This is a genomic window from Capnocytophaga sp. oral taxon 336 str. F0502 (assembly GCF_000411575.1).
GTDB lineage: Bacteria > Bacteroidota > Bacteroidia > Flavobacteriales > Flavobacteriaceae > Capnocytophaga > Capnocytophaga ochracea.
Window position 1 is genome coordinate 662,991 of sequence record NZ_KE150488.1, and the last position, 22,310, is coordinate 685,300.

Annotated in this window: 21 protein-coding genes, 1 tRNA gene and 1 pseudogene; 10 read left to right on the forward strand and 13 right to left on the reverse strand. The window is 40.6% G+C overall.

Annotated features, from left to right (window positions below; genetic code table 11):
- Positions 1 to 17: 17 nt before the first annotated feature.
- Positions 18 to 734, reverse strand: coding sequence for a LytR/AlgR family response regulator transcription factor (locus HMPREF1528_RS02955; protein ID WP_034567779.1), 717 nt, complete (start codon positions 732 to 734; stop codon positions 18 to 20).
- A gap of 641 nt (positions 735 to 1,375) precedes the next feature.
- Here HMPREF1528_RS02955 and HMPREF1528_RS02960 point away from each other — a divergent pair.
- From HMPREF1528_RS02960 to purB, 4 genes are all read left to right on the forward strand, one after another.
- A complete protein-coding gene (locus tag HMPREF1528_RS02960; protein ID WP_016478566.1) occupies positions 1,376 to 3,238 on the forward strand; it encodes a M1 family metallopeptidase in 1,863 nt (620 codons plus the stop codon).
- Between the two features lie 68 nt (positions 3,239 to 3,306).
- The gene (locus tag HMPREF1528_RS02965; protein WP_016478567.1) at positions 3,307 to 3,669 is read left to right on the forward strand and encodes a hypothetical protein; all 363 of its coding nucleotides are present in this window, start codon (positions 3,307 to 3,309) and stop codon (positions 3,667 to 3,669) included.
- Positions 3,670 to 3,672: 3 nt separating this feature from the next.
- Positions 3,673 to 4,800 (forward strand): ATP-binding protein, encoded by a 1,128-nt coding sequence (locus HMPREF1528_RS02970; RefSeq protein WP_009420427.1) that lies wholly within the window; start codon positions 3,673 to 3,675, stop codon positions 4,798 to 4,800.
- Positions 4,801 to 5,099: 299 nt separating this feature from the next.
- The gene (gene purB, locus HMPREF1528_RS02975; protein ID WP_016478568.1) at positions 5,100 to 6,431 is read left to right on the forward strand and encodes an adenylosuccinate lyase; all 1,332 of its coding nucleotides are present in this window, start codon (positions 5,100 to 5,102) and stop codon (positions 6,429 to 6,431) included.
- Positions 6,432 to 6,510: 79 nt separating this feature from the next.
- Here purB and sufD read toward each other — a convergent pair whose 3' ends face one another.
- From sufD to HMPREF1528_RS03020, 9 genes and pseudogenes are all read right to left on the reverse strand, one after another.
- A complete protein-coding gene (sufD, locus tag HMPREF1528_RS02980; protein ID WP_016478569.1) occupies positions 6,511 to 7,812 on the reverse strand; it encodes a Fe-S cluster assembly protein SufD in 1,302 nt (433 codons plus the stop codon).
- A 12-nt stretch (positions 7,813 to 7,824) separates the two neighbouring features.
- Complete coding sequence (gene sufC, locus HMPREF1528_RS02985; RefSeq protein ID WP_002675160.1) at positions 7,825 to 8,565, reverse strand: Fe-S cluster assembly ATPase SufC; 741 nt, start codon at positions 8,563 to 8,565, stop codon at positions 7,825 to 7,827.
- A 56-nt stretch (positions 8,566 to 8,621) separates the two neighbouring features.
- A complete protein-coding gene (locus tag HMPREF1528_RS02990) occupies positions 8,622 to 9,563 on the reverse strand; it encodes a hypothetical protein (RefSeq protein WP_016478570.1) in 942 nt (313 codons plus the stop codon).
- 166 nt (positions 9,564 to 9,729) lie between these two features.
- On the reverse strand, positions 9,730 to 10,665 hold the full coding sequence (locus HMPREF1528_RS02995) for a hypothetical protein (RefSeq protein ID WP_016478571.1): 936 nt from the start codon (positions 10,663 to 10,665) through the stop codon (positions 9,730 to 9,732).
- A gap of 228 nt (positions 10,666 to 10,893) precedes the next feature.
- Positions 10,894 to 11,310: an EamA family transporter gene (locus HMPREF1528_RS03000; RefSeq protein ID WP_084667240.1), complete on the reverse strand. Its 417-nt coding sequence runs from the start codon at positions 11,308 to 11,310 to the stop codon at positions 10,894 to 10,896.
- 56 nt (positions 11,311 to 11,366) lie between these two features.
- A complete protein-coding gene (locus tag HMPREF1528_RS03005; protein WP_016478573.1) occupies positions 11,367 to 12,152 on the reverse strand; it encodes an SDR family NAD(P)-dependent oxidoreductase in 786 nt (261 codons plus the stop codon).
- 24 nt (positions 12,153 to 12,176) lie between these two features.
- Positions 12,177 to 12,701: a hypothetical protein gene (locus tag HMPREF1528_RS03010; RefSeq protein ID WP_016478574.1), complete on the reverse strand. Its 525-nt coding sequence runs from the start codon at positions 12,699 to 12,701 to the stop codon at positions 12,177 to 12,179.
- A gap of 11 nt (positions 12,702 to 12,712) precedes the next feature.
- A pseudogene (locus HMPREF1528_RS03015) lies at positions 12,713 to 12,973 on the reverse strand (SMI1/KNR4 family protein); the annotation flags it as partial.
- Positions 12,974 to 13,215: 242 nt separating this feature from the next.
- Complete coding sequence (locus tag HMPREF1528_RS03020; protein ID WP_016478576.1) at positions 13,216 to 14,046, reverse strand: TerC family protein; 831 nt, start codon at positions 14,044 to 14,046, stop codon at positions 13,216 to 13,218.
- Between the two features lie 895 nt (positions 14,047 to 14,941).
- Here HMPREF1528_RS03020 and HMPREF1528_RS03025 point away from each other — a divergent pair.
- The 6 genes from HMPREF1528_RS03025 to HMPREF1528_RS03050 all read left to right on the forward strand — a co-directional run bounded on the left by HMPREF1528_RS03025 (position 14,942) and on the right by HMPREF1528_RS03050 (position 19,310).
- Positions 14,942 to 15,013, forward strand: a tRNA-Arg gene (locus HMPREF1528_RS03025).
- A 98-nt stretch (positions 15,014 to 15,111) separates the two neighbouring features.
- Positions 15,112 to 16,482, forward strand: coding sequence for an SPOR domain-containing protein (locus HMPREF1528_RS03030; protein WP_016478577.1), 1,371 nt, complete (start codon positions 15,112 to 15,114; stop codon positions 16,480 to 16,482).
- A 4-nt stretch (positions 16,483 to 16,486) separates the two neighbouring features.
- Entirely contained in the window at positions 16,487 to 17,014 is a 528-nt protein-coding gene (locus HMPREF1528_RS03035; protein WP_015782391.1) for an acyl-CoA thioesterase, read from the forward strand.
- A 57-nt stretch (positions 17,015 to 17,071) separates the two neighbouring features.
- Positions 17,072 to 17,722: a metal-dependent transcriptional regulator gene (locus HMPREF1528_RS03040; protein WP_009420442.1), complete on the forward strand. Its 651-nt coding sequence runs from the start codon at positions 17,072 to 17,074 to the stop codon at positions 17,720 to 17,722.
- Positions 17,723 to 17,797: 75 nt separating this feature from the next.
- Positions 17,798 to 18,601 carry a DUF3298 and DUF4163 domain-containing protein gene (locus tag HMPREF1528_RS03045; RefSeq protein WP_009410559.1) on the forward strand — a complete coding sequence of 268 codons (804 nt, stop codon included), beginning with the start codon at positions 17,798 to 17,800 and terminating at the stop codon, positions 18,599 to 18,601.
- A gap of 4 nt (positions 18,602 to 18,605) precedes the next feature.
- Positions 18,606 to 19,310 carry a phosphoadenylyl-sulfate reductase gene (locus tag HMPREF1528_RS03050; RefSeq protein WP_016478578.1) on the forward strand — a complete coding sequence of 235 codons (705 nt, stop codon included), beginning with the start codon at positions 18,606 to 18,608 and terminating at the stop codon, positions 19,308 to 19,310.
- Positions 19,311 to 19,370: 60 nt separating this feature from the next.
- Here HMPREF1528_RS03050 and HMPREF1528_RS03055 read toward each other — a convergent pair whose 3' ends face one another.
- From HMPREF1528_RS03055 to sppA, 3 genes are all read right to left on the reverse strand, one after another.
- Positions 19,371 to 20,174, reverse strand: coding sequence for a TrmH family RNA methyltransferase (locus HMPREF1528_RS03055; protein WP_016478579.1), 804 nt, complete (start codon positions 20,172 to 20,174; stop codon positions 19,371 to 19,373).
- Positions 20,175 to 20,234: 60 nt separating this feature from the next.
- Complete coding sequence (locus HMPREF1528_RS03060; protein ID WP_009410562.1) at positions 20,235 to 20,432, reverse strand: hypothetical protein; 198 nt, start codon at positions 20,430 to 20,432, stop codon at positions 20,235 to 20,237.
- A gap of 94 nt (positions 20,433 to 20,526) precedes the next feature.
- On the reverse strand, positions 20,527 to 22,299 hold the full coding sequence (sppA, locus tag HMPREF1528_RS03065; RefSeq protein ID WP_009410563.1) for a signal peptide peptidase SppA: 1,773 nt from the start codon (positions 22,297 to 22,299) through the stop codon (positions 20,527 to 20,529).
- Positions 22,300 to 22,310 lie beyond the last annotated feature (11 nt).

Genomic DNA, 22,310 nt, shown 5'->3' on the forward strand with positions numbered 1-22,310 from the left:
TTTTCAAGCAACTTTCTTTATTGACCATTAGGCATTATTTTATTCAGAAACGCCTCCCTACAATTCTCAGCAATCGTAATGCGTTGTTTGCCAAATACTATTTGGTTGCGCTCCACTACTTCTACTTTGTCCAAAGCTACTATAAACGACCTATGCACTCGCATAAACCGTTCTTCCGGTAATTCCTCTTCCAATTTCTTCAAGCTCATCAGCGTTACAATAGGTTGTGGCTGACTGTTGAGGTATATTTTTACGTAATCTTTAAGACTTTCTATATACAAAATATCATTATACATCACCTTTATTTGCTTGTAATCCGCCTTTACAAACATATAATCCTGCACTACTTCGAGCGGTCTTTCAGTAACAGAAGATGTGCTTAATAGCAAAGCCTTTTGAGTCGTCTCCAAAAACTCAGCATAATCAAAAGGTTTCAATAAGTATCCAATAGAGTTTACCTTATATCCCTCAATAGCGTATTGGTCAAAAGCCGTAGTAAAAACAATTTTAGTAGAGGTAGGTATCTTTTTAGAAAGCTGGAGCCCTGTAAGCTCAGGCATTTGGATATCCATATAGATAAGGTCGGGCGCGCTACCTTCATATAATAACGTCAATACATCAATAGCATTGCTAAATTTGCCGACTAATCTCAGAAAAGGAGTCTTTACCACATAACTTTCTAGCAGTTGGAGCGCCATAGGCTCATCGTCTACAATGATACAAGTAAGTTGCATTTTGCCACAGATATAAAATTCCAAAGGCAAAGATACACTTATTTTTCTGTTATATACCCAAATAATAATATTTTTTTCTCCCGCACACCCCCACTAAGCTCCTCCAACAAATTTGCTAATTTCCAAATTCTCTAATTTATTAATTCTCTTTCCCGGTCGTTACATTCCCCCTTTGAAGGGGGTTAGGGGGATGTTATTCCCTAGTGCCTATGGCCTAAGGCCTATCACCTCTTCCTCTTTCTTTCGCTTCGAAACCCCGTTTTTAACATTTTTAGCCTTGTTGTATGATATTATGAATCAACTACTTATATACCCTTTCTATACCAATCGTCCAAGATTCGTATAAGCTTCCTATAAGCTCTCTATAAGCTAACCCCACCCTCCTCACAGCCTTTTTTCACCAAAACTTCTCTCAGCTATCTTCCGAAACTCTCCGTTTCCTTCCGAATCCTCCTAACAGTATCAACACATCGCTTTTTCATCTCAAACTTTGTCAAAGTTAATAGCCTGTCGTGCTACGACTGCCTGTGCGGCTCGCACCTCATTCCCTCATTTTCCACCTGCCCGTCGTGCTACGACTTGTTAATTTGCTAATTACTTCGTACCTTTGCACTTTCAATAACTATCAATAGAATATAATAATGAGAAAAATACTCTTAGCACTCTCTGTTTTCGCTTTTACGCTGAATGCAATAGCCCAAGACAACCCTTGGCAACAACAAGCTGATTATCAAATGAACGTAACGATGGACGTGAAAAACTTTCAGTATAAAGGCACCCAAAAACTCACGTATACCAATAACTCTCCCGATACCCTACGCGTAGTATTCTACCACCTCTATTTCAACGCTTTTCAGCCAAATAGCGAAATGGATAGCAAACTGCAATCCATCCCCGACCCCGATAGACGTATGGCTAACAATCTCGGCACCGATAAAAACCCCATTTACGAGAGTCGTATAGCCAAACTCTCACCTTCTGAAATCGGACTATTGCGCATTACGGCTATGAGTCAGGACGGACAAAAAGCTACCTTCTCTCACGAAAGTACAATCCTAAAAGTAACCCTCCCCACCCCTATTCTACCTCACAGCAAAACAGTACTCGATATGACCTTTGAAGGTCAAGTGCCCGTAATGATACGTCGTGCAGGTCGGAATAGCCCCGATGGCGTAGCGCTTTCAATGGCACAATGGTACCCTAAAATGGTAGCTTACGACCATCAAGGTTGGCATACTACCGAATACTTAGGTCGTGAGTTCTACGGCGTTTGGGGTAACTTCGATGTAAAAATCACCCTCGACAAAACCTATGTGGTAGCAGGTTCAGGCGTGTTGCAAAATCCTAACGAAATGGGCTGTGGTTATGAAGATAAGGGCATAAAAATACCCCAAACCAAAGCTAAAACCAAAACGTGGCACTTTATAGCCGAACGTGTACACGATTTCACTTGGGCTGCCGACCCTCAGTTTACTCACGATAAGCACACTCTCACCGACGGTAAGACCATACACTTCTTCTATAAAAAATATCCAGAGAATTGGAAGCGTATCCAGCCCGATATGCTCAAAGTATTCGATTATTTCAATACACTTATAGGCAAATATCCTTGGGCTCAATACTCTTTCATTCAAGGAGGCGATGGTGGTATGGAGTATGCAATGTGTACCCTTATGGAAGGCGGTAAGAAATACGAGAGTTTAGTAGGCACTGCCATTCACGAACTGGCTCACGCTTGGTTTCAACACCTCTTAGCTACCGATGAGGCAGCTTATCCGTGGATGGACGAAGGGTTTACCTCCTATATCCAAACACTTGCCGAACAACAAGTGTTGCACCTCATTCCTGCAACCAACTATCCCTTTACTAAAGCCTACAATGGCTACCTAAACTTAGTAAAATCGGGGTTACAAGAACCTACCATCACTCATTCCGACCGTTATGCGACGAACTACGCTTATAGTATTGCCGCTTACTACAAAGGGCAGCTCTTCCTCACTCAGTTAGATTATCTAATGGGTAACGAAGCACTGATGAAAACTCTCAAACGCTACTACCGAGAATATGCTTTCAAGAATCCAACCCCCAATGATTTTATTCGCATAGCCGAAAAAGTATCAGGAATGCAATTGCAATGGTTCCTCAATGAGTTTATGCAAACTGACCACGTAGCCGATTACGCTATCGACAAGGTAGAAGCCAAAGGAAATAAAACGGCAATTACCCTCAAACGCTTAGAACGCCTGCCTCTTTCTATCGACCTTTTTGTAACCGATAAAGCTGGTAAAACCCAATACGTATATGTGCCCTTGCGAATGACTTACGGCGAAAAACCAAACACTTACCCTAATTATCCCCGTACGGTAGTTCCTGCTTGGGGTTGGGGTAACCTTACCTACACTTTTGAACTCGATATGCCTTTGAACAATATCCAGAGTATAGTATTAGACCCTAATAACAGAAGTGTAGATATCAACAGAGAGAATAACGTTTATAAACAATAGAAGTATCATTTACATCACATTATACAAGAGGGTGTTCGAAAATCACAAAGTACTAATTCTTACCAACTATGAAAGTATATACTAAATGTAAGCATTGCGCTAAAGAAATACCATACAGTACAGAAGCAGCTGACCGTGTAGAGTTTGCTATGCGAGAAGGTGAAGAAAATTTGCTGGTCTGCAAGAACTGCAACCGCCGATATAATTATGAGCCTAATGATTTTTATGCTAAACCCTCAAAAATAGGACAAATAGTAGCCTTAATTATTCTTATTTTGGGAGTACCCGCACTTATCTATGCTTTTGCTGGACGTGATTATATTATTATTGGGGGTTATTTACTAATTCCTTGGACTGTTTATGCTATTATGACGCAACAAGACCGCAGTAGAGTTAGTAGCTTTAATCAAGTGCTTTTCAGAAGAAAATAACAAATGGATTTTAAAAATATTTTAGGATACGATACAATAAAGAACTATTTGCAAGCCAGTGTGGAAGCAGGTCGCATTCCACACGCTCAATTATTTGTGGCAGGCGAAGGACAAGGCGCTTTGCCAATGGCAATCGCCTATGCGACTCTCATTCTTTCGCACGATAATCCCAAGGCAAAGGCTCAATGCGCCCAACTCGCTCACCCCGACCTTCATTTTGCTTTCCCCACAGCTATTAATGACAAGGTGAAAAAAGACCCTATTAGTGCTCTCTTTATGGACGAATGGCGCGCTTTTGTAAAAGAACAGCCTTATGGTTCCCTTTTTGATTGGCTCGTGTTCTTAGGTATAGAGAAGAAACAAGCCAACATAGGGGTAAATGAGGCTAAAGAGATTACCAATAAGTTAGCACTGAAATCATTTGAAGGTGGTTATAAGGTAATGATTATCTGGATGGCAGAGAAGATGAATGCCGAAGCCTCTAACAAGCTCCTCAAACTCCTCGAAGAACCCGCCGATAAAACAGTCTTTCTCTTGGTGGTAGAAGATGAAAATGCCCTATTAGACACTATCAAATCACGTTGCCAAATCCTGCGTTTTCCGCCTCTAAGTGAGAATGCTATTAAAGAAGCCCTCGTAGAACGTGGTTTAGCTGATGCCGAAGCGACCAAAATAGCCCTACGCGCTCAAGGAAACTTCAACAAAGCCCTCCAACTGATGAACAACAAAGAAAGCGAAGAAGCCATTTTTGAGCGTTGGTTTATTGCGTGGGTGCGCACAGCCTACCGTGCGCGTGGTAACAAAGCCTCTATACAAGGACTCTTGCAGTGGAGTGACGAAATCAATACCGTAGGGCGGGAGGCGCAAAAACAGTTTTTGCAGTATTGCGCTGAGGTATTCCGTCAGGCGTTCCTACTGAACTATACCGCCTCTAATTTGGTGTATATACAATTCGCCGACCCTACTTTCCAACTTGCCAAATTTGCCCCTTTTATTCACGGTGGTAATATCGAGGCAATACATAACCTCCTCGAAGAAGCCCAGTTACACGTAGAGCGCAATGGCAATGGCAAAGTTATTTTTACCGATTTAGCCATTAAACTCACAAGATTGTTACACACTAAGCAATGAGACAATTTTCTAATTTAACGTCTGTTCTATATATACAATACTGATTTACAATTGTCTTTTCATTACTATTCTGTGAAATCCAGCAACGCAGTTGCCAATTCGTGCCCATCACATTTGTCAATTATCAATTGTCAATTGAAAGACTATCTGTGTAATCCGTGAGATCTGTGCGAGACTTTTAGGTAGCTTACTACCTATTTGTTTGATTTTTTTTTAAGATTTGTAAGATTTCTGTAGCGTAAGCTACATTTTTCTTACATCAAACTCACGTTAATTCACTAATTTTCTAATTTGAAATTATGTTAACCGCAATTTCCCCCATCGATGGTCGTTATGCCGATAAAACGACCTCCCTTGTGCCTTTCTTCTCCGAAATGGCACTCATTCGTTATCGTGTGCAAGTGGAAGTAGAGTACTTTATCGCTCTATGCGAACTCCCCTTGCCTCAACTCGCCAATTTTCCTAAGGGAAAATACACCGATTTGAGGAAACTCTACCAAAATTTCACTGAAGAGGAAGCTCTAAAAGTAAAAGAAATAGAGCAAACTACCAATCACGATGTAAAAGCGGTTGAATATTTCATTAAAGAGGCTTTTGATAAACTGCAATTAGAAAAATACAAGGAGTTTATCCACTTTGGTCTCACCTCTCAGGATATCAACAATACCGCTATTCCACTTAGCATCAAGGAAGCCGTACAACAAGTGTATTTGCCTGCCTTGGAGCAATTGCTCAGCAAACTGAGAAGTTTAGTAACCCAATGGAAAGATATCCCTCTACTGGCGCGCACTCACGGTCAGCCGGCATCCCCTACGCGTTTAGGCAAGGAGTTCGAGGTGTTTGTCGTTCGTATAGAACAGCAGTTACAAACCCTTATAGCAGTGCCTTATGCTGCCAAGTTTGGGGGAGCTACCGGTAACTACAACGCTCATAAAGTAGCCTATCCTAATATCGATTGGAAGGCTTTCGGCACCCGCTTTGTAGAAGAAATATTAGGCTTGCACCATTCTTTCCCCACTACCCAAATTGAGCATTACGACCATTTAGCCGCTCTTTTCGATGCTCTCAAACGCATCAATACGATTCTCATCGATTTAAATCGCGATGTTTGGACATATATCTCTATGGATTACTTCAAGCAACAGATAAAAGCTGGCGAGGTAGGCTCTTCGGCTATGCCTCATAAGGTAAACCCTATTGATTTTGAAAACTCCGAAGGTAATTTAGGCATAGCCAACGCTCTTTTAGAGCATCTATCAGCGAAATTGCCTATTTCCCGCTTACAGCGCGACCTCACCGATAGTACTGTATTGCGCAATGTAGGGGTGCCTTTTGGTCATATACTCATAGCCCTGCAATCTACCCTCAAAGGACTCAATAAACTCCTTTTAAATGAAGATAAAATCCGCGAAGACTTGCAAGACCATTGGGCAGTAGTAGCCGAAGCTATCCAAACGATTTTGCGTCGTGAAGGTTATCCTAATCCGTATGAAGCCCTCAAAGCCCTCACGCGTACCAATACCGCTATCACTGCCGAGACTATCAGCAACTTCATCGATACCTTGGAAGTAAATGAAGATGTAAAGGCAGAACTAAAAGTTATAACGCCCGAAAACTATACGGGAGTTTAAAACAACAGCCACAATATCCAATAAAAAAGCCTACTTGAAATTTCAAGTAGGCTTTTCTTTTTTATTAATACTTCATCTATTAAAAATCTACGGTTACCCCTAACTTCTCAGCAATAATCGCATTGATATACTTCGAAAGGGCTGGAATGCTTACGCTCTCCAATACGGTATTTGCAAAAGCATAGGTGAGTAAGGCAGAGGCTTCTTTTTTGCCTATCCCACGTGTTTGCAAATAGAATAAGGAGTCTGCGCTGAGAGAGCCTACGGTACAGCCGTGTGAGCACTTCACATCATCAGCAAAGATTTCGAGCTGGGGCTTGGTGTATACGGTTGCCTTATCGGAGAGGAGAATATTGTCATTCTGCTGATAAGCATTCGTTTTCTGGGCGATTTGCTCCACCATTATCTTACCGTTGAACACATTAGTGGCTTCATCACTTACGATACTCTTATAATCTTGATGACTCTCACAGTTAGGATATGCGTGGTTCACCAGCGTATAATGGTCGGTGTGTTGTGTGCCTTGCAAAATGCTCAACCCTTTAAGGGTGGACTCTAAATACTCGCCTTGGTGATAGAAATTAAGGTTGTTGCGAGTGAGTGTGCCCCCAAACGAGAAAGTATGTACGCTGGCGTGGCTATTTGCTTCTTGCGAAATATAGGTGTTATCAATAAGGGAAGCAGTAAGACTATCGTTTTGCAATTTGTAATAATCGAGGAAAGCATCTTTGGCTACAAAAGCCTCGGTTACTACGTTGGTAAGGATAGCCGTAGCAGTATCCGATAGGTTTTGGTGTACTTCAATGACTTTGAGCTGTGCATTCTCGCCCACGGCAATAATATTGCGCGGCTGATAGCAAGTGGTTTCTTTTCTGTCGTTGAAATACAACAGCTGTATGGATTTATCTACTATTTTTCCTTTAGGCACTTCTATATAGAGCCCTTCTGAGGCAAAAGCCGTGTTGAGGGCTGTGAATATATCGCCTTTTTCGGTATTGGTATTGAAGTATTTTTTGATAAACGCTTCTCCGCCCTTGTGTAATGCTTCTAATAGGGGTGTAACAGTAACGCCTGTAAGCTCTTTGCTAGATATTTCGGGGCAGTAATAGCCGTTTACAAATACAAGCAGGTAACAATCCGCGATAGCGTACTTATGTAATACTTCGGGTGAAAGGGTTGTTTTATTGTGAATAGGTTGCCACAAGCTGTAATCAGTAGCTTGGAGGTTAGAGAGTGAGGTGTATTTCCACGCTTCTACTTTTTTATGCGGGAAACCTTTTTCGGCAAAGAAACTGAGGGCTTCTTTGCGAATGTCTTTTAATATATCGCCTTTATGTGGGAACTGCTCAAAAGTAGCTACCCATTTGTCTTTTAAATTCATAGTCTAATTTGCTTATCCTTTCAGCCAATCATAGCCTTTTGCTTCCAATTCTAAGGCGAGGTTTTTGTCGCCTGTTTTTACGATTTTACCGTCGGAAAGCACGTGTACGTAATCGGGGACGATGTAGTCTAAAAGGCGTTGGTAGTGGGTGATAACAAGGACCGCATTGTTTTCGTTTTTGAGTTTATTCACCCCATTAGCTACAATGCGTAGGGCGTCGATGTCGAGCCCAGAGTCGGTCTCGTCTAAAATAGCAATTTTAGGTTCGAGCATTGCCATTTGGAAGATTTCGTTACGTTTCTTCTCACCGCCAGAAAAACCTTGGTTAAGGGAACGCGAAAGGAAGTCGGGGTTGATTTCTAGAAGGGCGGCTTTTTCGCGTATTTTTTTGAGAAGTTCAGCAGCAGGCATATCGGGTAATCCTTGTGCCTTGCGACTCTCATTGATAGCAGTTTTGATGAAGTTGGTTACTGATATTCCAGGGATTTCTACAGGGTATTGGAAAGACATAAAAATGCCTTTATGTGCGCGCTCTTCGGGGGCATCTTCTAACAGACTTTCGCCATTGAGGAGGATATCACCCTCTGTTACCTCAAAGTTTTCGTTACCCGCAATCACCGCCGAAAGGGTAGATTTGCCCGCTCCATTAGGTCCCATAATAGCGTGTACTTCGCCTGCTTTTATTTCTAAGTCAATTCCTTTAAGGATTTCTTTGCCGTCCACACCTGCGTGGAGATTTTTTATTATTAACATTCTTAATTGAGTTTAGTGATACTTCTCTTCTAACTATAAAGTATGATACACTTGTATTAGTACTCATATTTCTCAATAGTACCATCATTTCCGTCCGTCACTTTGGTAATTTTAGTAGCGTAACCTTGCGGGTTATTAGCTTCATTTTTATATTCTGTACTTAAGTATGGGCTACCTTTAGTAAGTCCTAAGCTAGGGTTGTTAGAGTCTTCTAGTTGTTGGGTTCGTTCGAATACTTTCACTACAAGATTTTTGCTATTAGTGGCTTCATAAAGCTCATAAAAGGTGTAATTTTCTAAAGGAGTGTTTGCTAACGTGATAAGTTGTATTTGCAAGTTTCTCTTGGGGTTTTTCTTCTGTAAGTCATACTCATATAGATAGGTCTTTCTAAAAGAAACTACTCCGTTTGTGAGATTATCGTATACTTTCTTTATCAAGTTGCCTTCTGGACTAAAAGTATAGATATATGTGTCGTATCCAGAATCACCCGTTGCCACCACAGTATGGGCGTCTGGGTAGGTAAGATTGTAAACTACTGAAGGGATAGGGGCAAATTTACTTAGCTTCCCATCTTTGTAGTCAAAAGTAATAGACATAGAAAACTTTCCTAATTCACTTTTTTTAATTTCAGTAACTTGGTCTTGGTCATTAAAGCTAAATTCTACAACTTCTTGAGCTATACCGTCTTTATCAATATCTATTCTGGCAGGAAGCTTTTTACCTTTTAGGGGTTTAATAATCAAATGTTTGACCTCCTTTCGTTCTGATCCAGAAATTTCGTACTCTTTTGCTTCTTTAATAAAACCATCCTCTAGGGTGTAAACCATTTCGGTGGAACTATCTGCTGAATATTCTATGATGTACTTAGTAGGTAATATAACCTTTTCTTCCCAAGGGTCAGGAGCTTTGTTATTGCTATTATTGTTATTGTCATCATCACTTTTGCAGCAAGCAACTCCAATGAAAGCAAGACTTGCTAAGATTAACAGTTTTCTCATAACGATTTTTTATTAAATTAGGGAGCAAAGATAGTCTTTTTTGGTGTAACGGACAAAAAATGAGATAAAAAAGGCTCAGTATCTGCATTTAGGTCAAACACACAAAATATCTTCTGTGAAATTAGTGACACTTCTCTTCCAGCTATAAAGTATGATACAGCTTGTATTAGTACTCATATTTTTCAATAGTACTATCATATCCCATCATCACTTCGGTAATTTTAGTAGCGTAACCTTGCGGATTATTAGCTTCATTTTTATATTCAGTTAAATATGGAGTGCCTGTAGTAAGTCCTAAGCTGGGGTTGTTAGGGTCTTTTTGTACTTGGGTTAGTTTAGTTTGTTTTACTACAAGGTTTTTGCTATTAGTGGCTTCATAAAGCTCATAAAAGATGTACTTATCTAAAGGAGTGTTTGCTAACGTGACAAGTTGTATTTGCAAGTCTCTCTTGGGGTTTTTCTTCTGCAGGTCATACTCATATAGACAGATCTCTCTAAGAAAAACTTCTCCTCCGTCATTGAGTTTATCTTTTACTTTCTTTATCAAGTTGCCTTCTGGACTAAAAGTATAGGTTTTTCTGTCGTGTCCAGAAGCACTCGTTGCGACCACAGTATGGGCATCTGGGTAGGTAAGTTTGTAAACGATTGAAGGAGAAAATTCACTTAGTTTTCCATCTTTGTAGCCAAAAGTAATAGACATAGGATGCTTTCCTATTCTACTTTTTCTAATTTCAGTAACTTGGTCTTGGTCATTGAAACTAAATTCTACAACTCCTTGAGCTATACCGTCTTTATCAATATCTATCCTGGCAGGAAGTTTCTTACCCTTTAGAGGTTTAATAATCAAATGTTTGACTTCCTTTCGATTTGAACGATAAGTTTTGAACTCTCTTGCTTCCTTAATAAATCCGTCCTCTATGGTGTAAACCATTTCGGAGATATCATCCTTTGAACGCTCTATGATGTACTTAGTAGGCAATAATGTCTTTTCTTCCCACGGGTCAGGAGTTTTTTTATTGTTATTATTGTTATTGTCATCATCACTTTTGTGGCAAGCAACTCCAATGAGAGCAAGGCTTGCTAAAATTAACAGCTTTCTCATAACGGTTTTTTTAATTAAATTAGGGAGCAAAGGTAGTCTTTTTTGGCGTAACGAACAAAAAATATTTCTCCTATCTTCTCCTTATATTCGTGCCACATACGTGGTTTAGATGTGATACAGACACCCTATACTCATCGTAAATAACCTAAATTCTTTAAAGTAATCTTTCTATGGGAAAATATACTAAACAATTTAGCCCGCCCTGCTAGTGGCGTTTCGTTCCTACTCTCACCATATCATCACTAAGGTACCTATGGTAATGAGTGAGGCACCTATCACCGATTTAAGGGTGAAGTCCTCGTGTAGGAAGATAATAGCCAAAACAAAGGTAATGGCGATACTTAGTTTATCTACCGAAACAACTTTGGTAGTTTCTCCCATTTGCAGGGCTTTGTAATAGCACAACCACGATGCCCCTGTGGCAATTCCTGAGAGGATAAGAAAGAGCCAACTGCGCTGGCTTATCTGGGCAATATTATGCTGACTTTGGGTGATAAAAACCATTGCCCACGCCAGCAACACAACTACCACTGTGCGGATAGCGGTCGCTACATTAGAATTGACCCCTTCAATGCCTATTTTGGCAAGAATAGCGGTAAGAGCAGCAAAGATAGCCGAAAGTAGTGCAAAAACGAACCACATCATACGTTATTTTGTGACAAAGGTAAGTATAATTTACTAATTAGCAATTAGCAAATTATCTAATCTGCTAATTTATAAATATGTAAGGCATCCGCTTGGTGGAGCGGGGTAACAGTAATATCGGTGATTTGAACTTTATCTGGCAGATTGACGATATAGGCTATGGTGTCGGCTATATCTTCGGCATATAGGGGCGTAATACCCTTATACACATTCTCAGCTTTTTGTTCGTCGCCTTTGAAACGCACTTTGCTGAAATTGGTCTCTACCAACCCTGGTTTTACGGTCGTTACCTTCAGCTTCTTGTCCATTAGCTCTATGCGCATCGCATCGCTGAGGGCTTTTACAGCAAACTTGGTCGCACAATAAATACTGCCATTGGGGTAAGCTATCTCACCCGCTACCGACCCGACGTTCATTATCGTCCCCACCTTGTCGGTGGCAATCATTAGCGGAATCACACTGTTGGCAATATAGGTAAACCCTTTGATGTTGGTGTCAATCATCTGGTCTATATCTTCTATGGCGTAAGTATAGAGGTGTTGCAATCCTATTGCCAAGCCCGCATTGTTGATGAGTATATCTATTTGTTGCCATTTTTCGGGTAAGGACTGGATATTTTTCGCTACTTCTTGGTAGTTTCTCACGTCGAAAGCTAAGGTTATAACCTCCACAGCGTGTTCTTTTTCGAGTTGGGCTTTCAGTTCCGCCAATATCTCAGCCCGACGAGCGCAGAGAATCAAATTGACGCCCATTTGTGCCAACTTTTCGGCTACCGCTTTACCTATCCCACTACTGGCACCTGAGATAAAAGCGATTTTTCCTTTGATACGATTTAGTTCCATTTGTTTAGATATTTAAGTGTTAGGTTATCTCCATATCTTTTTCATTACCCCTTCTACAGTAGGTTGGTGATAATTACCCTCTTTATCTTTTGTGGTATTGAACACAGTAGGGTCAAAGTGCGGACAGTTGAGTTCTAAAAACTGAAAGAAGTAGCCATCGCTGTAAAACATATAAGGCATAAACTCCCTTTGAAAATCGTTTTCGCACTCAAATTCATTGTTTATGATGATACGCACAAAAGCTGCGATGTCCTCTCGGGTGAGGTTGTTGTGTTTTACAGGGTCGGGCATTGCCAAATCAAAGGCAAAAGCTTCAATGCCGTTGCCTTCCCACCATTCCCATAGCCAAGTGTTGGAAAAGTCTTTACCGGTGAGCTCACTGAGGTATTGCTCCATCGCATTGTATTCTTTTTCAAACACTTCTTCGGGAGTGTCTTCACTTTGAGTATCCCAAAAGGCTTCGTAGTCTTGCAGGCGTTTGAGCACGAGTGGGTACAGCTTTTCTGCGGTTGCAAAATCGGGGCGTAATTCTTTTCTAAGGTTTTTCATTTTCGTTAATTTTAATCATCATACGAAGTGTAATCCCATTGCAGACCATAACTTCCTAAATCATTTAATAGTTTATCAAAAAGAGCTTTTTGGGTAGTCCCTATAAAGATAGCTGTGGGTTTTCCAGTATCTCGGTGTATAGAGAGTGTTATCACAAGCTTAAAATCCTCATCGGTAAAGGTGCGTTGTCCTTCCCAACTGAGAGAGGTAAGTTCGGTATATTGTTTTTCTATATGGGCAACTGCTCCTGTGGGTACTTCAAAGTCTTCCATTGTAGCTCGCACCCTGTCTTGCTACGACCTTTGAAAAAGTTGATTACCTTATAATCACTCGCCTTTTCGGTGTGCGTAGGGGCGATTGGCAAATCGCCCTTTAAGAAATAAGCTCATTCATTTACAATCTATTTTTGTTTGACTCTAAAAGAGCGAAGCCTTTATTTTTGCTTATTTTTTTATCGAATTTCTATAGCGTGAGCTACATACTCTTCCTCTTATCATTAATCATTAACCATTCATCATTTTTCTACCTCTTTTTCACTTTGCTCGCCACTACTTGGGAGAGAGGTTGAAGGTGAAGCCTTTCTCATTCTCATATTCAGAAACTCTACCCCTAACGAAAACGCTATTGCAAAGTACAAGTATCCCTTAGGCACAGCGCCCACCGTTTGCCCTGCCAATACCGCTTCCGATAGGTGCATACTCTCAGTAATAAGCATAAAACCAATGAGTATCAAGAACGAAAGTGCCAATATCTGAATCGAAGGATTACGGTTTACAAAGTTGCCCACAGGGTTTGCAAAAAGCATCATTATGCCCACCGAAAGCACTACCGCTGTAATCATTATATAAATCGCCCCTGTCAGCCCGCTGGTCATTCCCACCGCCGTAAGAATACTATCCATCGAGAAAATAAGGTCTATCAGCAGTATTTGTACAATAGTTCCTCCGAAAGAAGCGTGTTGTCGCCCCTTAGGGTTATCCGATTGTGTAACGTGTTCTATATGATTCACTTTCGCGTGAATTTCCTTAGTCGATTTATAGAGCAGGAAGATACCCCCCGCAAGCAGTATGAGAGCCTGCCCGTTAAAATGAGCTGAAAACCACCCCCAGTCAAGGCTGATAAGCGGGTCTTTCAACCTAATCAGAAACGAAATACCCAATAAAAGAGCAATGCGCAAAAACATCGCCAAGAAAAGCCCTAAGCGTGTAGCGCGCTTACGTTGATGTTCGGGCAGTTTTCCCGTAACGATAGAGATAAATATCACGTTATCAATCCCCAATACAATTTCGAGGAACGTAAGAGTAATAAGCGCCACAAAGGCATCAGCAGTAAAAAGAAAATCCATTTTATTCTTAGTTTTTAAAACGCAAAGATAAATCAAAAATTGAATATGAATACAACCCAAAACCCAAAATGATAAAATTCTTATTCAATTACATCTCATTATAAAAAAAGTTTCCCGTCACTACACTCCCCCTTTTCCGTCGCTATATTCCCCCTTTGAAGGAAGTCCGCGAGAGCGGAGTATGTGTAAAGGGGGATGTTTCATCTTTTTTTCTCCCTCACACTCCCCCTAAACTGCTCCCACAAATTTGCTAATTTCCCAATTTTCTAATTCGCTAATTCCCTTTCCCTTCGCTATATTCCCCCTTTGAAGGTAGCCAGCGACAGCTGGGTATGTGTAAAGGGGGATGTTATTCCCTAGTGCCTATGGACTAAGGCCTAGTACCTCTTCCTCTTTCTTTCGCCTCGAAACCCCGTTTTTAGCATTTTTAGCGTTGTTGTATTATATTATGAATCAACTTTTTATACTCCCTTCCTATACCAATCGTCCAAGATTCGTATAAGCTTCCTATAAGCTCTCTATAAGCTAACCCCACCCTCCTCACAGCCTTTTTTTACCAAAACCTCTCTCAGCCCTCTTCCGAACTTTTCCGTTTCCTTCCGACCCCAAAAAGACCCTCCCCAATAAAGTCTTCAATCTCGCCTAACCTCTTGCCCGACACGTCCGACCTGTCAAAAAACTATTTTTATCACTACTTATTCTCTCATTTCCCAATTTTCTCATTTGCTAATTTTCTCATTTGCTAATTTTCCAAATTCCCCACCCTCTTGTCACTTTTTCGTCGCATTCCTAGTGCCTATGACCTAAGGCCTAAGGCCTCGCACTTTTCTCTTCTTTCATCACATTTTTTCGTAGTTTCAAAAAAAAGTCGTACCTTTGCAAAAAATTAATTACAGGTCTTGTAGTTCAACGGATAGAATAGAAGTTTCCTAAACTTTTGATCCAAGTTCGATTCTTGGCAAGACCACTTTTTTATCAAAAAACTTGGTCGGTATAAAAAAATATCGTACCTTTGTTGTTTCAAAAGGCAAATCCATCATTTTAATAACTTAAAATATCGGAATTATGAAAGACCTAAATGTATACATCGAAGAATTGCTCTACAAACACCAATGCGTGATTATCCCTAAGTTCGGAGCATTTATATCTAATAGAAAATCAGCCCAAATGGCTGAAGATAAAACGTTCGACCCTCCTAAACGAGAGCTCAGTTTCAACGCAAGCCTCACTTCTAACGACGGTTTGCTCATCAAGTATATATCCGAACAAACAGGCATCGAATATAACTTGGTAGAAGATTACGTAAACTTAGCTGTCGAAGGGTGGAAACGCATCTTAAAACAAGACCAAACCTTAAATCTCGAAAAAATCGGGACTCTTAGGTTAGTCGGCGAAGGTCGTATCTCTTTCGAACCTGCTGACGACGTGAATTTCCTTACCGATTCTTTCGGTATGGCGCCTTTCGTACCTCACGAAGTAACCGCCTCCGATTTGAAAATAGAAGAAAATCAAATCCGTCCTACACTCGACCATTCAAGTACCGATACCGGCATTCCTAACCTTCCTCCAGAAGAAGAAGATGCCGTAGTAACTCCTACTGAAAGTCCTGTGAGCCAAGTTACAGCTCCTGTGGTAACCAATACTCCTAAAACCCACAGAGGTACTACCCCACCGCCAGCTAAGGAAAAGAAACCTGCTAAAATAATGCCGTATGTAAAATATACAGCAGTAGCCTCAGTAGGCTTAGCCTTTTTGGCTTATGGAGCTTATCTGCTCTTCGGCGAAAGAGTAGTAAACGATGGCAATAACGAACAACAGTTTGCAATTACTGACAGCTTAGTACAAGAGCGTCTTAACCAAAAACTCAGCGAAGCAGCCGTGTTCACCCCACCTATTACTATACCTGCTATTCCTTTGCAAGTAGAAAAAGTAAAGGCTAAAAAACCCGAACAAGTAAAACCTGAGCAAGTAAAGCCTGAACAAAAACCTACTCAGTCCACTAATCAAGCTGCCACTACGGTAGCGACAACCAAGCCCGCTAACACGCCTGTACAAGCTACTGCTACGCCTAAGCCAGCGCAAACTAGCACTGCGCCCAAACCTGCACAAACCACTACAACACCTAAGCCCGCTCAAACCAATACCTCAGGTGTAGCCTCTACCCCTGTACGTACAAATTCGGCAATGGCAACTAAAAAATACCAAGTGATTGCAGGGGCTTTTAAAGACGAGAAAAACGCAGAAACCCGAGTGAAACAACTCCAAAAGTTAGGGTATAAAAACGCTTTCGTATTAGGAATGAATGCCAGAGGTTTGTACCAAGTAAGTTATGGCGGTTTCGATTCTATGGACGAAGCTAAACTACAACAAAAAGAAGTGCAAAACTCTAAAGAAGAGAAAAAACTCGACGGTGGCTGGATACTAACTCAACCCTAAAATAATGATGAAACTCAAGAAAAAACCTTCTGACTCACGTACTATACTCACCGACCTCGTACTCCCAGGCGAAACCAATCACCTCAACGCTCTGTTTGGGGGTGAACTCCTCGCCCGTATGGATAGAGCTGCTAGTATTGCCTCACAACGCCACTCTGGACGTTTAACCGTTACCGTATCAGTAAACCACGTGGCTTTTACTCACAGCATACGCATAGGAAGCATCGTAACGGTCGAAGCCGCCATCTCTCGCGCTTTCTCTACTTCTATGGAAGTATATATCGATGTGTGGATGGAAAATATCTATGGCGAACGTACCAAAGCTACCGAGGCGATTTACTCTTTCGTAGCGGTAGACGAAAATGGTCGCCCCGTAAAAGTACCTGAGATAGAGCCAGAAACCCAACTCGAAAAAGAACGTTACGACGGTGCCCTACAACGTCGCCAACTGAGTCTTGTGCTTGCAGGTAAACTCAGTCCGCACGACGCTACCGAGCTAAAAGCTCTCTTTACTGAATTAGAAAATAGCTGATGCATTTAGTAATAGAACCGCTGTAAAAGGCGGTTTTTCTCTTAAAAACAAAGCAAAATGACCTTATCTGAAGAAAACCACTTGAAAGCTATCTTTCACCTTTATAACGAAAAGAAAGAAGAGGTGAATACCAATGCTATTGCCGAAGTGATGAACACCAAAGCTTCATCAGTAACCGATATGCTTAAAAGGTTAGCCGATAAGGGGCTCATCAACTATGTGAAATATCAAGGAGTAACACTCACTAAAAAAGGTACGCAAAAAGCTATTGCTATCATTCGCAAACATCGTCTTTGGGAAGTATTCTTAGTCGAAAAACTCAATTTCTCTTGGGACGAAGTGCACGAAATAGCCGAAGAGTTAGAACATATACAGTCAGAAAAACTTATAGAGCGCCTCGATGCTTTCCTCGATTTTCCTAAAAAAGACCCCCACGGCGACCCGATTCCTAACAAAGAAGGCGTTTTTACCACCACTATTCAAACCCTATTAAGCGAGCTCAAACAAGGCGATAAAGGTATATGTGCAGCGGTAAAGAACACCTCTAAGGAATTTCTCGTTTACCTCAACAAAATGAATATAGCTCTTGGCGACGAAATAGAAGTACTCAGCAAAGAACCCTTCGACGACTCTATGACTCTACTGGTAAACGACAAACAAATCAACCTATCAGCAATGGTATGCCGAAATATCTATGTCAATGGTTAGTGATTAATTGTAAATAATTAATTGCGTCGCAAACTTTGGTAAAGTTGAAATTTTACAGACAAAGGTTTTAAAAAGATGAAAAAAAACAATATAAAAAAATTAAGCCTTATTTTAGGTCTTATATTCATTATAATAATCGGTTACTGCGGTTACTGCATTTACCGTCACTATACTCGTACTCAAAAAATCAGCTTTGAAGAGAAAACTATAGAACGTAGCGATGAGAATTGCGAAGATAACTGTTTCTCTGTAAGCCTAAACTATCTATATTGCAACGGTAATAGCGAGTTTGCTAAGAATTTCAATCAAGAAATAGAACTACAACTCTCCAATTTTCTCCTTTCCAACGACGACTCTCTACAAGTGGAAGGTATCAGTATAGAAAAAGCTTTAGATAGCCTTACAAAAGATTACTATAAGCTTCACGAACATTTCCCTGAGCTCCCTGCTTTCGAGTTTATCGCTACTGATAGCATTATGTGGCAAAATAGCAAGATGCTTTCTTTAGTGTCCAACCGTTATGCTTTTACCGGTGAAGCACAACCTATACAAACCAAAGTTTTTACTCACTTTGCATTAGATAATGGCGAAGTAATTACCAATGAAAACCTCTTTACCGATGAAGAAAAAGTAACCCAAATAGCCAAACGTTATTTTGAGAAAGCACAACAAAACGCCACCATCACTCCTTTAGATGATAAGAAGTTTGATTTTGAAGATGGAACCTTTCGTCTTCCTAACCAAATGGGTGTAGCAGCCGATGCTCTCATTTTGTTCTATGAACCTTTTGAGATAGCTCCTTATGTAGATACGCCTTTTGAAGTGAAAGTACCTATAAAAGAAATTATGCCTTACCTCACTTTTGCTGACAATAAATAACACTATGAAAGAACGATTAACAACATTACATAACGCTCTCTTAGAAAAAACAGAAGTAGAAGGTCTCGCTTTTTTAGCTGAACAATTTCCTAATGAGATAGTTTTTTCAACCAGCTTTGGGTTAGAAGACCAAGCTATTACTCACCTCATTCTCGCAAACCAAATTCCCATCAGTATTTTCACTTTAGATACCGGTCGTTTGTTCAACGAAACTTACTCCGTTTGGGAAAGCACTGAACAGCGCTACAATACACATATTTTGCCTTATTATCCCAAAACACACGATATAGAAGAATATGTACACAAAAATGGTCCTTTGTCTTTTTATCGCTCAGTAGAAATGCGTAAAGAGTGCTGTCATATACGCAAAGTAGAACCCCTTAGCCGAGCGCTAAAAGGTAAGAAAGTATGGGTAACAGGTTTGCGTGCCGACCAAAGTAATGCTCGTAAAGACCTCCCTATACTCGAATGGGACGATACTTACCAGCTCTTTAAATACAATCCTATCCTCCATTGGACGTTTGAAGATACCAAAGCCTTTATCAAGGCACATAACATTCCTTATAATGTGCTACACGACAAAGGTTTTGTAAGCATAGGCTGTGCCCCTTGTACTCGTGCTATCAAAGAGGGTGAAGATTTTCGCGCAGGTCGTTGGTGGTGGGAAAGCAATAGTAAAAAAGAATGCGGACTACACGAACACAAATAATAATAAAGAGCTCCACTTAGCCTTGCTAAGTGGAGCTCTTTATTCTCTATAAATATTTTATTAATTAAGTTTTACCCTTTGTCTTTTCGCTTCAAAAATAAGCACCGCAGCAGCAACTGATACATTCATAGAGTCGATTACGCCTTCCATTGGGATAATGATGTTCTGAGTGCTATGAGTAAGCCATTCCTCTGTAAGACCTTGGTCTTCCGTGCCTACTACGATAGCACTGGCTTCCTTAAACGATACTTCGTAGTAAGGTTTAGAGGCTGTAAGAGCAGCACAATAGCTATTGATACCTTTGGCTTTGAGAAAATCAATCACTTCAGTAGTACTACCCATTGCGATAGGAACAGTAAACACACAACCCACGCTCGAACGTATAATATTAGGGTTGTAGAGGTCAGTTTTAGGATTGGCGATAATCACAGCGTCTATATCAGCAGCATCAGCAGTGCGAAGGAGAGCCCCTATATTACCTGGTTTTTCAGGAGCTTCAGCTACCAATAACAAAGGAGAATCGGTTGCGAAAGCTAGCGTATTTAAGCTGTGCTTTTTAGTCTGTATTAAGGCAATAACCCCCTCAGTAGAACTGCGATAACTAATCTTTTGATATACTTCTTTGCTAATAGCGATAGGATTTACTTCTTGAGTTGTATAGCTAAGGAGTTTTAGCAAGTGTTCTTCTGCAAAAATCTCAGGCTGATATAGCAGTGTTTCGAGAGTGTAGCCTCCTTCAAGGGCTAAGCGTATCTCGCGGGCACCTTCTACTACACATATTCCTTCTTTTTTACGCTCGCGTGATTTCTCGCTGAGGAGAACTATTTTCTTTATTAGGGGGTTTTGAGTACTGGTGATGTTCATTTTTAGGTAAGAGATAAGAAGTAAGAAAAAGCTGCCTACGAGAGTAGGCAGCTTTTGTTATCATTTATCCATAAGCACCATACACTGCATCAGCTCGGGCTTATTTTTGGTGTAGTCATCTAACCAAACTTTCAATTCTTCTATTTCATAAGGTAATAACCTGTCAATAGCTTTTTTAAGTTCCTTACAAAATAGGTTAGGGTCGAAACTCACTTTCGATAAAATCATTGTGGTATATTCAAACATAGCTCGTTTCATAACTTCATCTATTTAGAATTTCACTGTACAAATGTACTTCTTTAAAATGAACTAAACAAGTTTTTAGGTGTTAATATTGTGTTAATTTTTATAACTATTTCAGTTTCACGTCGTATTCTAAATGGGCTTGCACTCCACGTTGCTGAGCGATATGTTTCACCTGCTGATAGACTTCATAAGCTTCTACACCCATCTCATTGCGCAAGTTCTCGCCTCTCAGATTCGCTCCAAAACGACGGAACATTGCTTTAAAGTCCATTTCGAAAGTAGGGTAAGAAACAGTGCGATATTCTTTAAGTCCGTTGTCTTTAGCAGCGTAGGCGATAGCATCGTTTAGCGAGCCGATTTCGTCTACCAAACCATTAGCAAGAGCTTCTTTACCACTCCATACTCTTCCTTGTGCAATGGAGTCTATTTGGGCAACAGTTTTACCACGCCCTTTGGCTACACGGTCTAAAAATACAGTATATACTTGCTCAATAGATTCGGTCATTTCTTTTTTAAATTGTTCAGTAGGTTTTTGGAATACACTATAAAACTGAGCGTTGGGGTGAGTGCTTACGGTTTCGGCATTTATACCCCAGTTGGTAGCTAAAGCATTTACATTGGGAATTACCCCAAACACCCCAATAGAACCGGTGATAGTACCTGCTTCTGCAAAAATACGGTTAGCATTGCACGCAATATAATAGCCTCCTGAAGCGGCATAGTTGCCCATAGAGACATATACCTTTTTCTTCTTTTTAGTAACTTCGATTTCTCGGTGCATCAATTCAGAGGCTAAGGCATCGCCACCAGGGGAATTGATACGAAGCACAATAGCTTTTATATCTTTATTATCAGAGGCTTTGCGCAAGGCACGGATAATGGTTTCATTACCTACGATTTCGGCACGTCCTTCGCCTTGCATAATCTCACCATCGGCATAGATAACGGCTATTTTATTTTTGGAGTGCTTGCCCGCTGCTTTGCCTACTACGGCTTCGGCATAGTCTTCAATATTGATAAAATCAACTTTATCGATACTTTTACTACCAGTTTTATCACAGATGATTTGTTCGAATTCATCACGGAAAAGAATGCCGTCTATGAGTCCGTTGTTTTTAGCTAGCTGGGCAGTACGTCCGCCTACATTGGTAGCTATTTCATTGAGTTTTTCTACGGGAATATTACGACTTTTAGCGATATCGGTAACGATGACGTTCCACATAGCAGAGAGTAATTCGGTGAGTTGCTTGCGGTTGTTATCGCTCATCTTATTGTCTAAGAAAGGTTCTACAGCGCTTTTGTATTTACCGTGGCGAATCACTTCCATTTGTACACCGCTTTTTTCTTGGAGCCCTTTGAAGAAAAGGACTTCAGAAGAGAGACCTCGGAGAGCAACACTTCCGAGCTGACTAATATACACCTTATCTGCTACGGTTTGGAGATAGTAATCGAGTTGAGAAATTTCATCGCTATAAGCTAAGACGAATTTGCCAGAAGTCTTAAAATCCTCCAAAGCTTTACGAAGTTCTTGAGCGAAAGCTAATCCGCCGATGTTACCCGTACTTTTGAGGTAAATACCTTTGATACGCTTGTCGGTTTTGGCGTTCTCAATAGCTTTGAGAGTTGCATTAAGTCCGTTATAGGATTCAGAGGTATAGTCGAAATCCTTAAAGGTTATGCGTTCGCCGTAGTCTACTAATGGTTCTTCAAAAGAGAGTTCGAGTACAGAGTTGTCCTTCACACTCACTTCTTCACCTTTGGCACCACCTACCACTGAGCTTATCATCACAGAGATGAAGATGAGGAAAAGAATAAAACATATCCCCATAGAGATAAAGAATCCGAGGATAGTGGCTAAGAGAGTTTTAAAAAAAGTCATATTGTTAATGT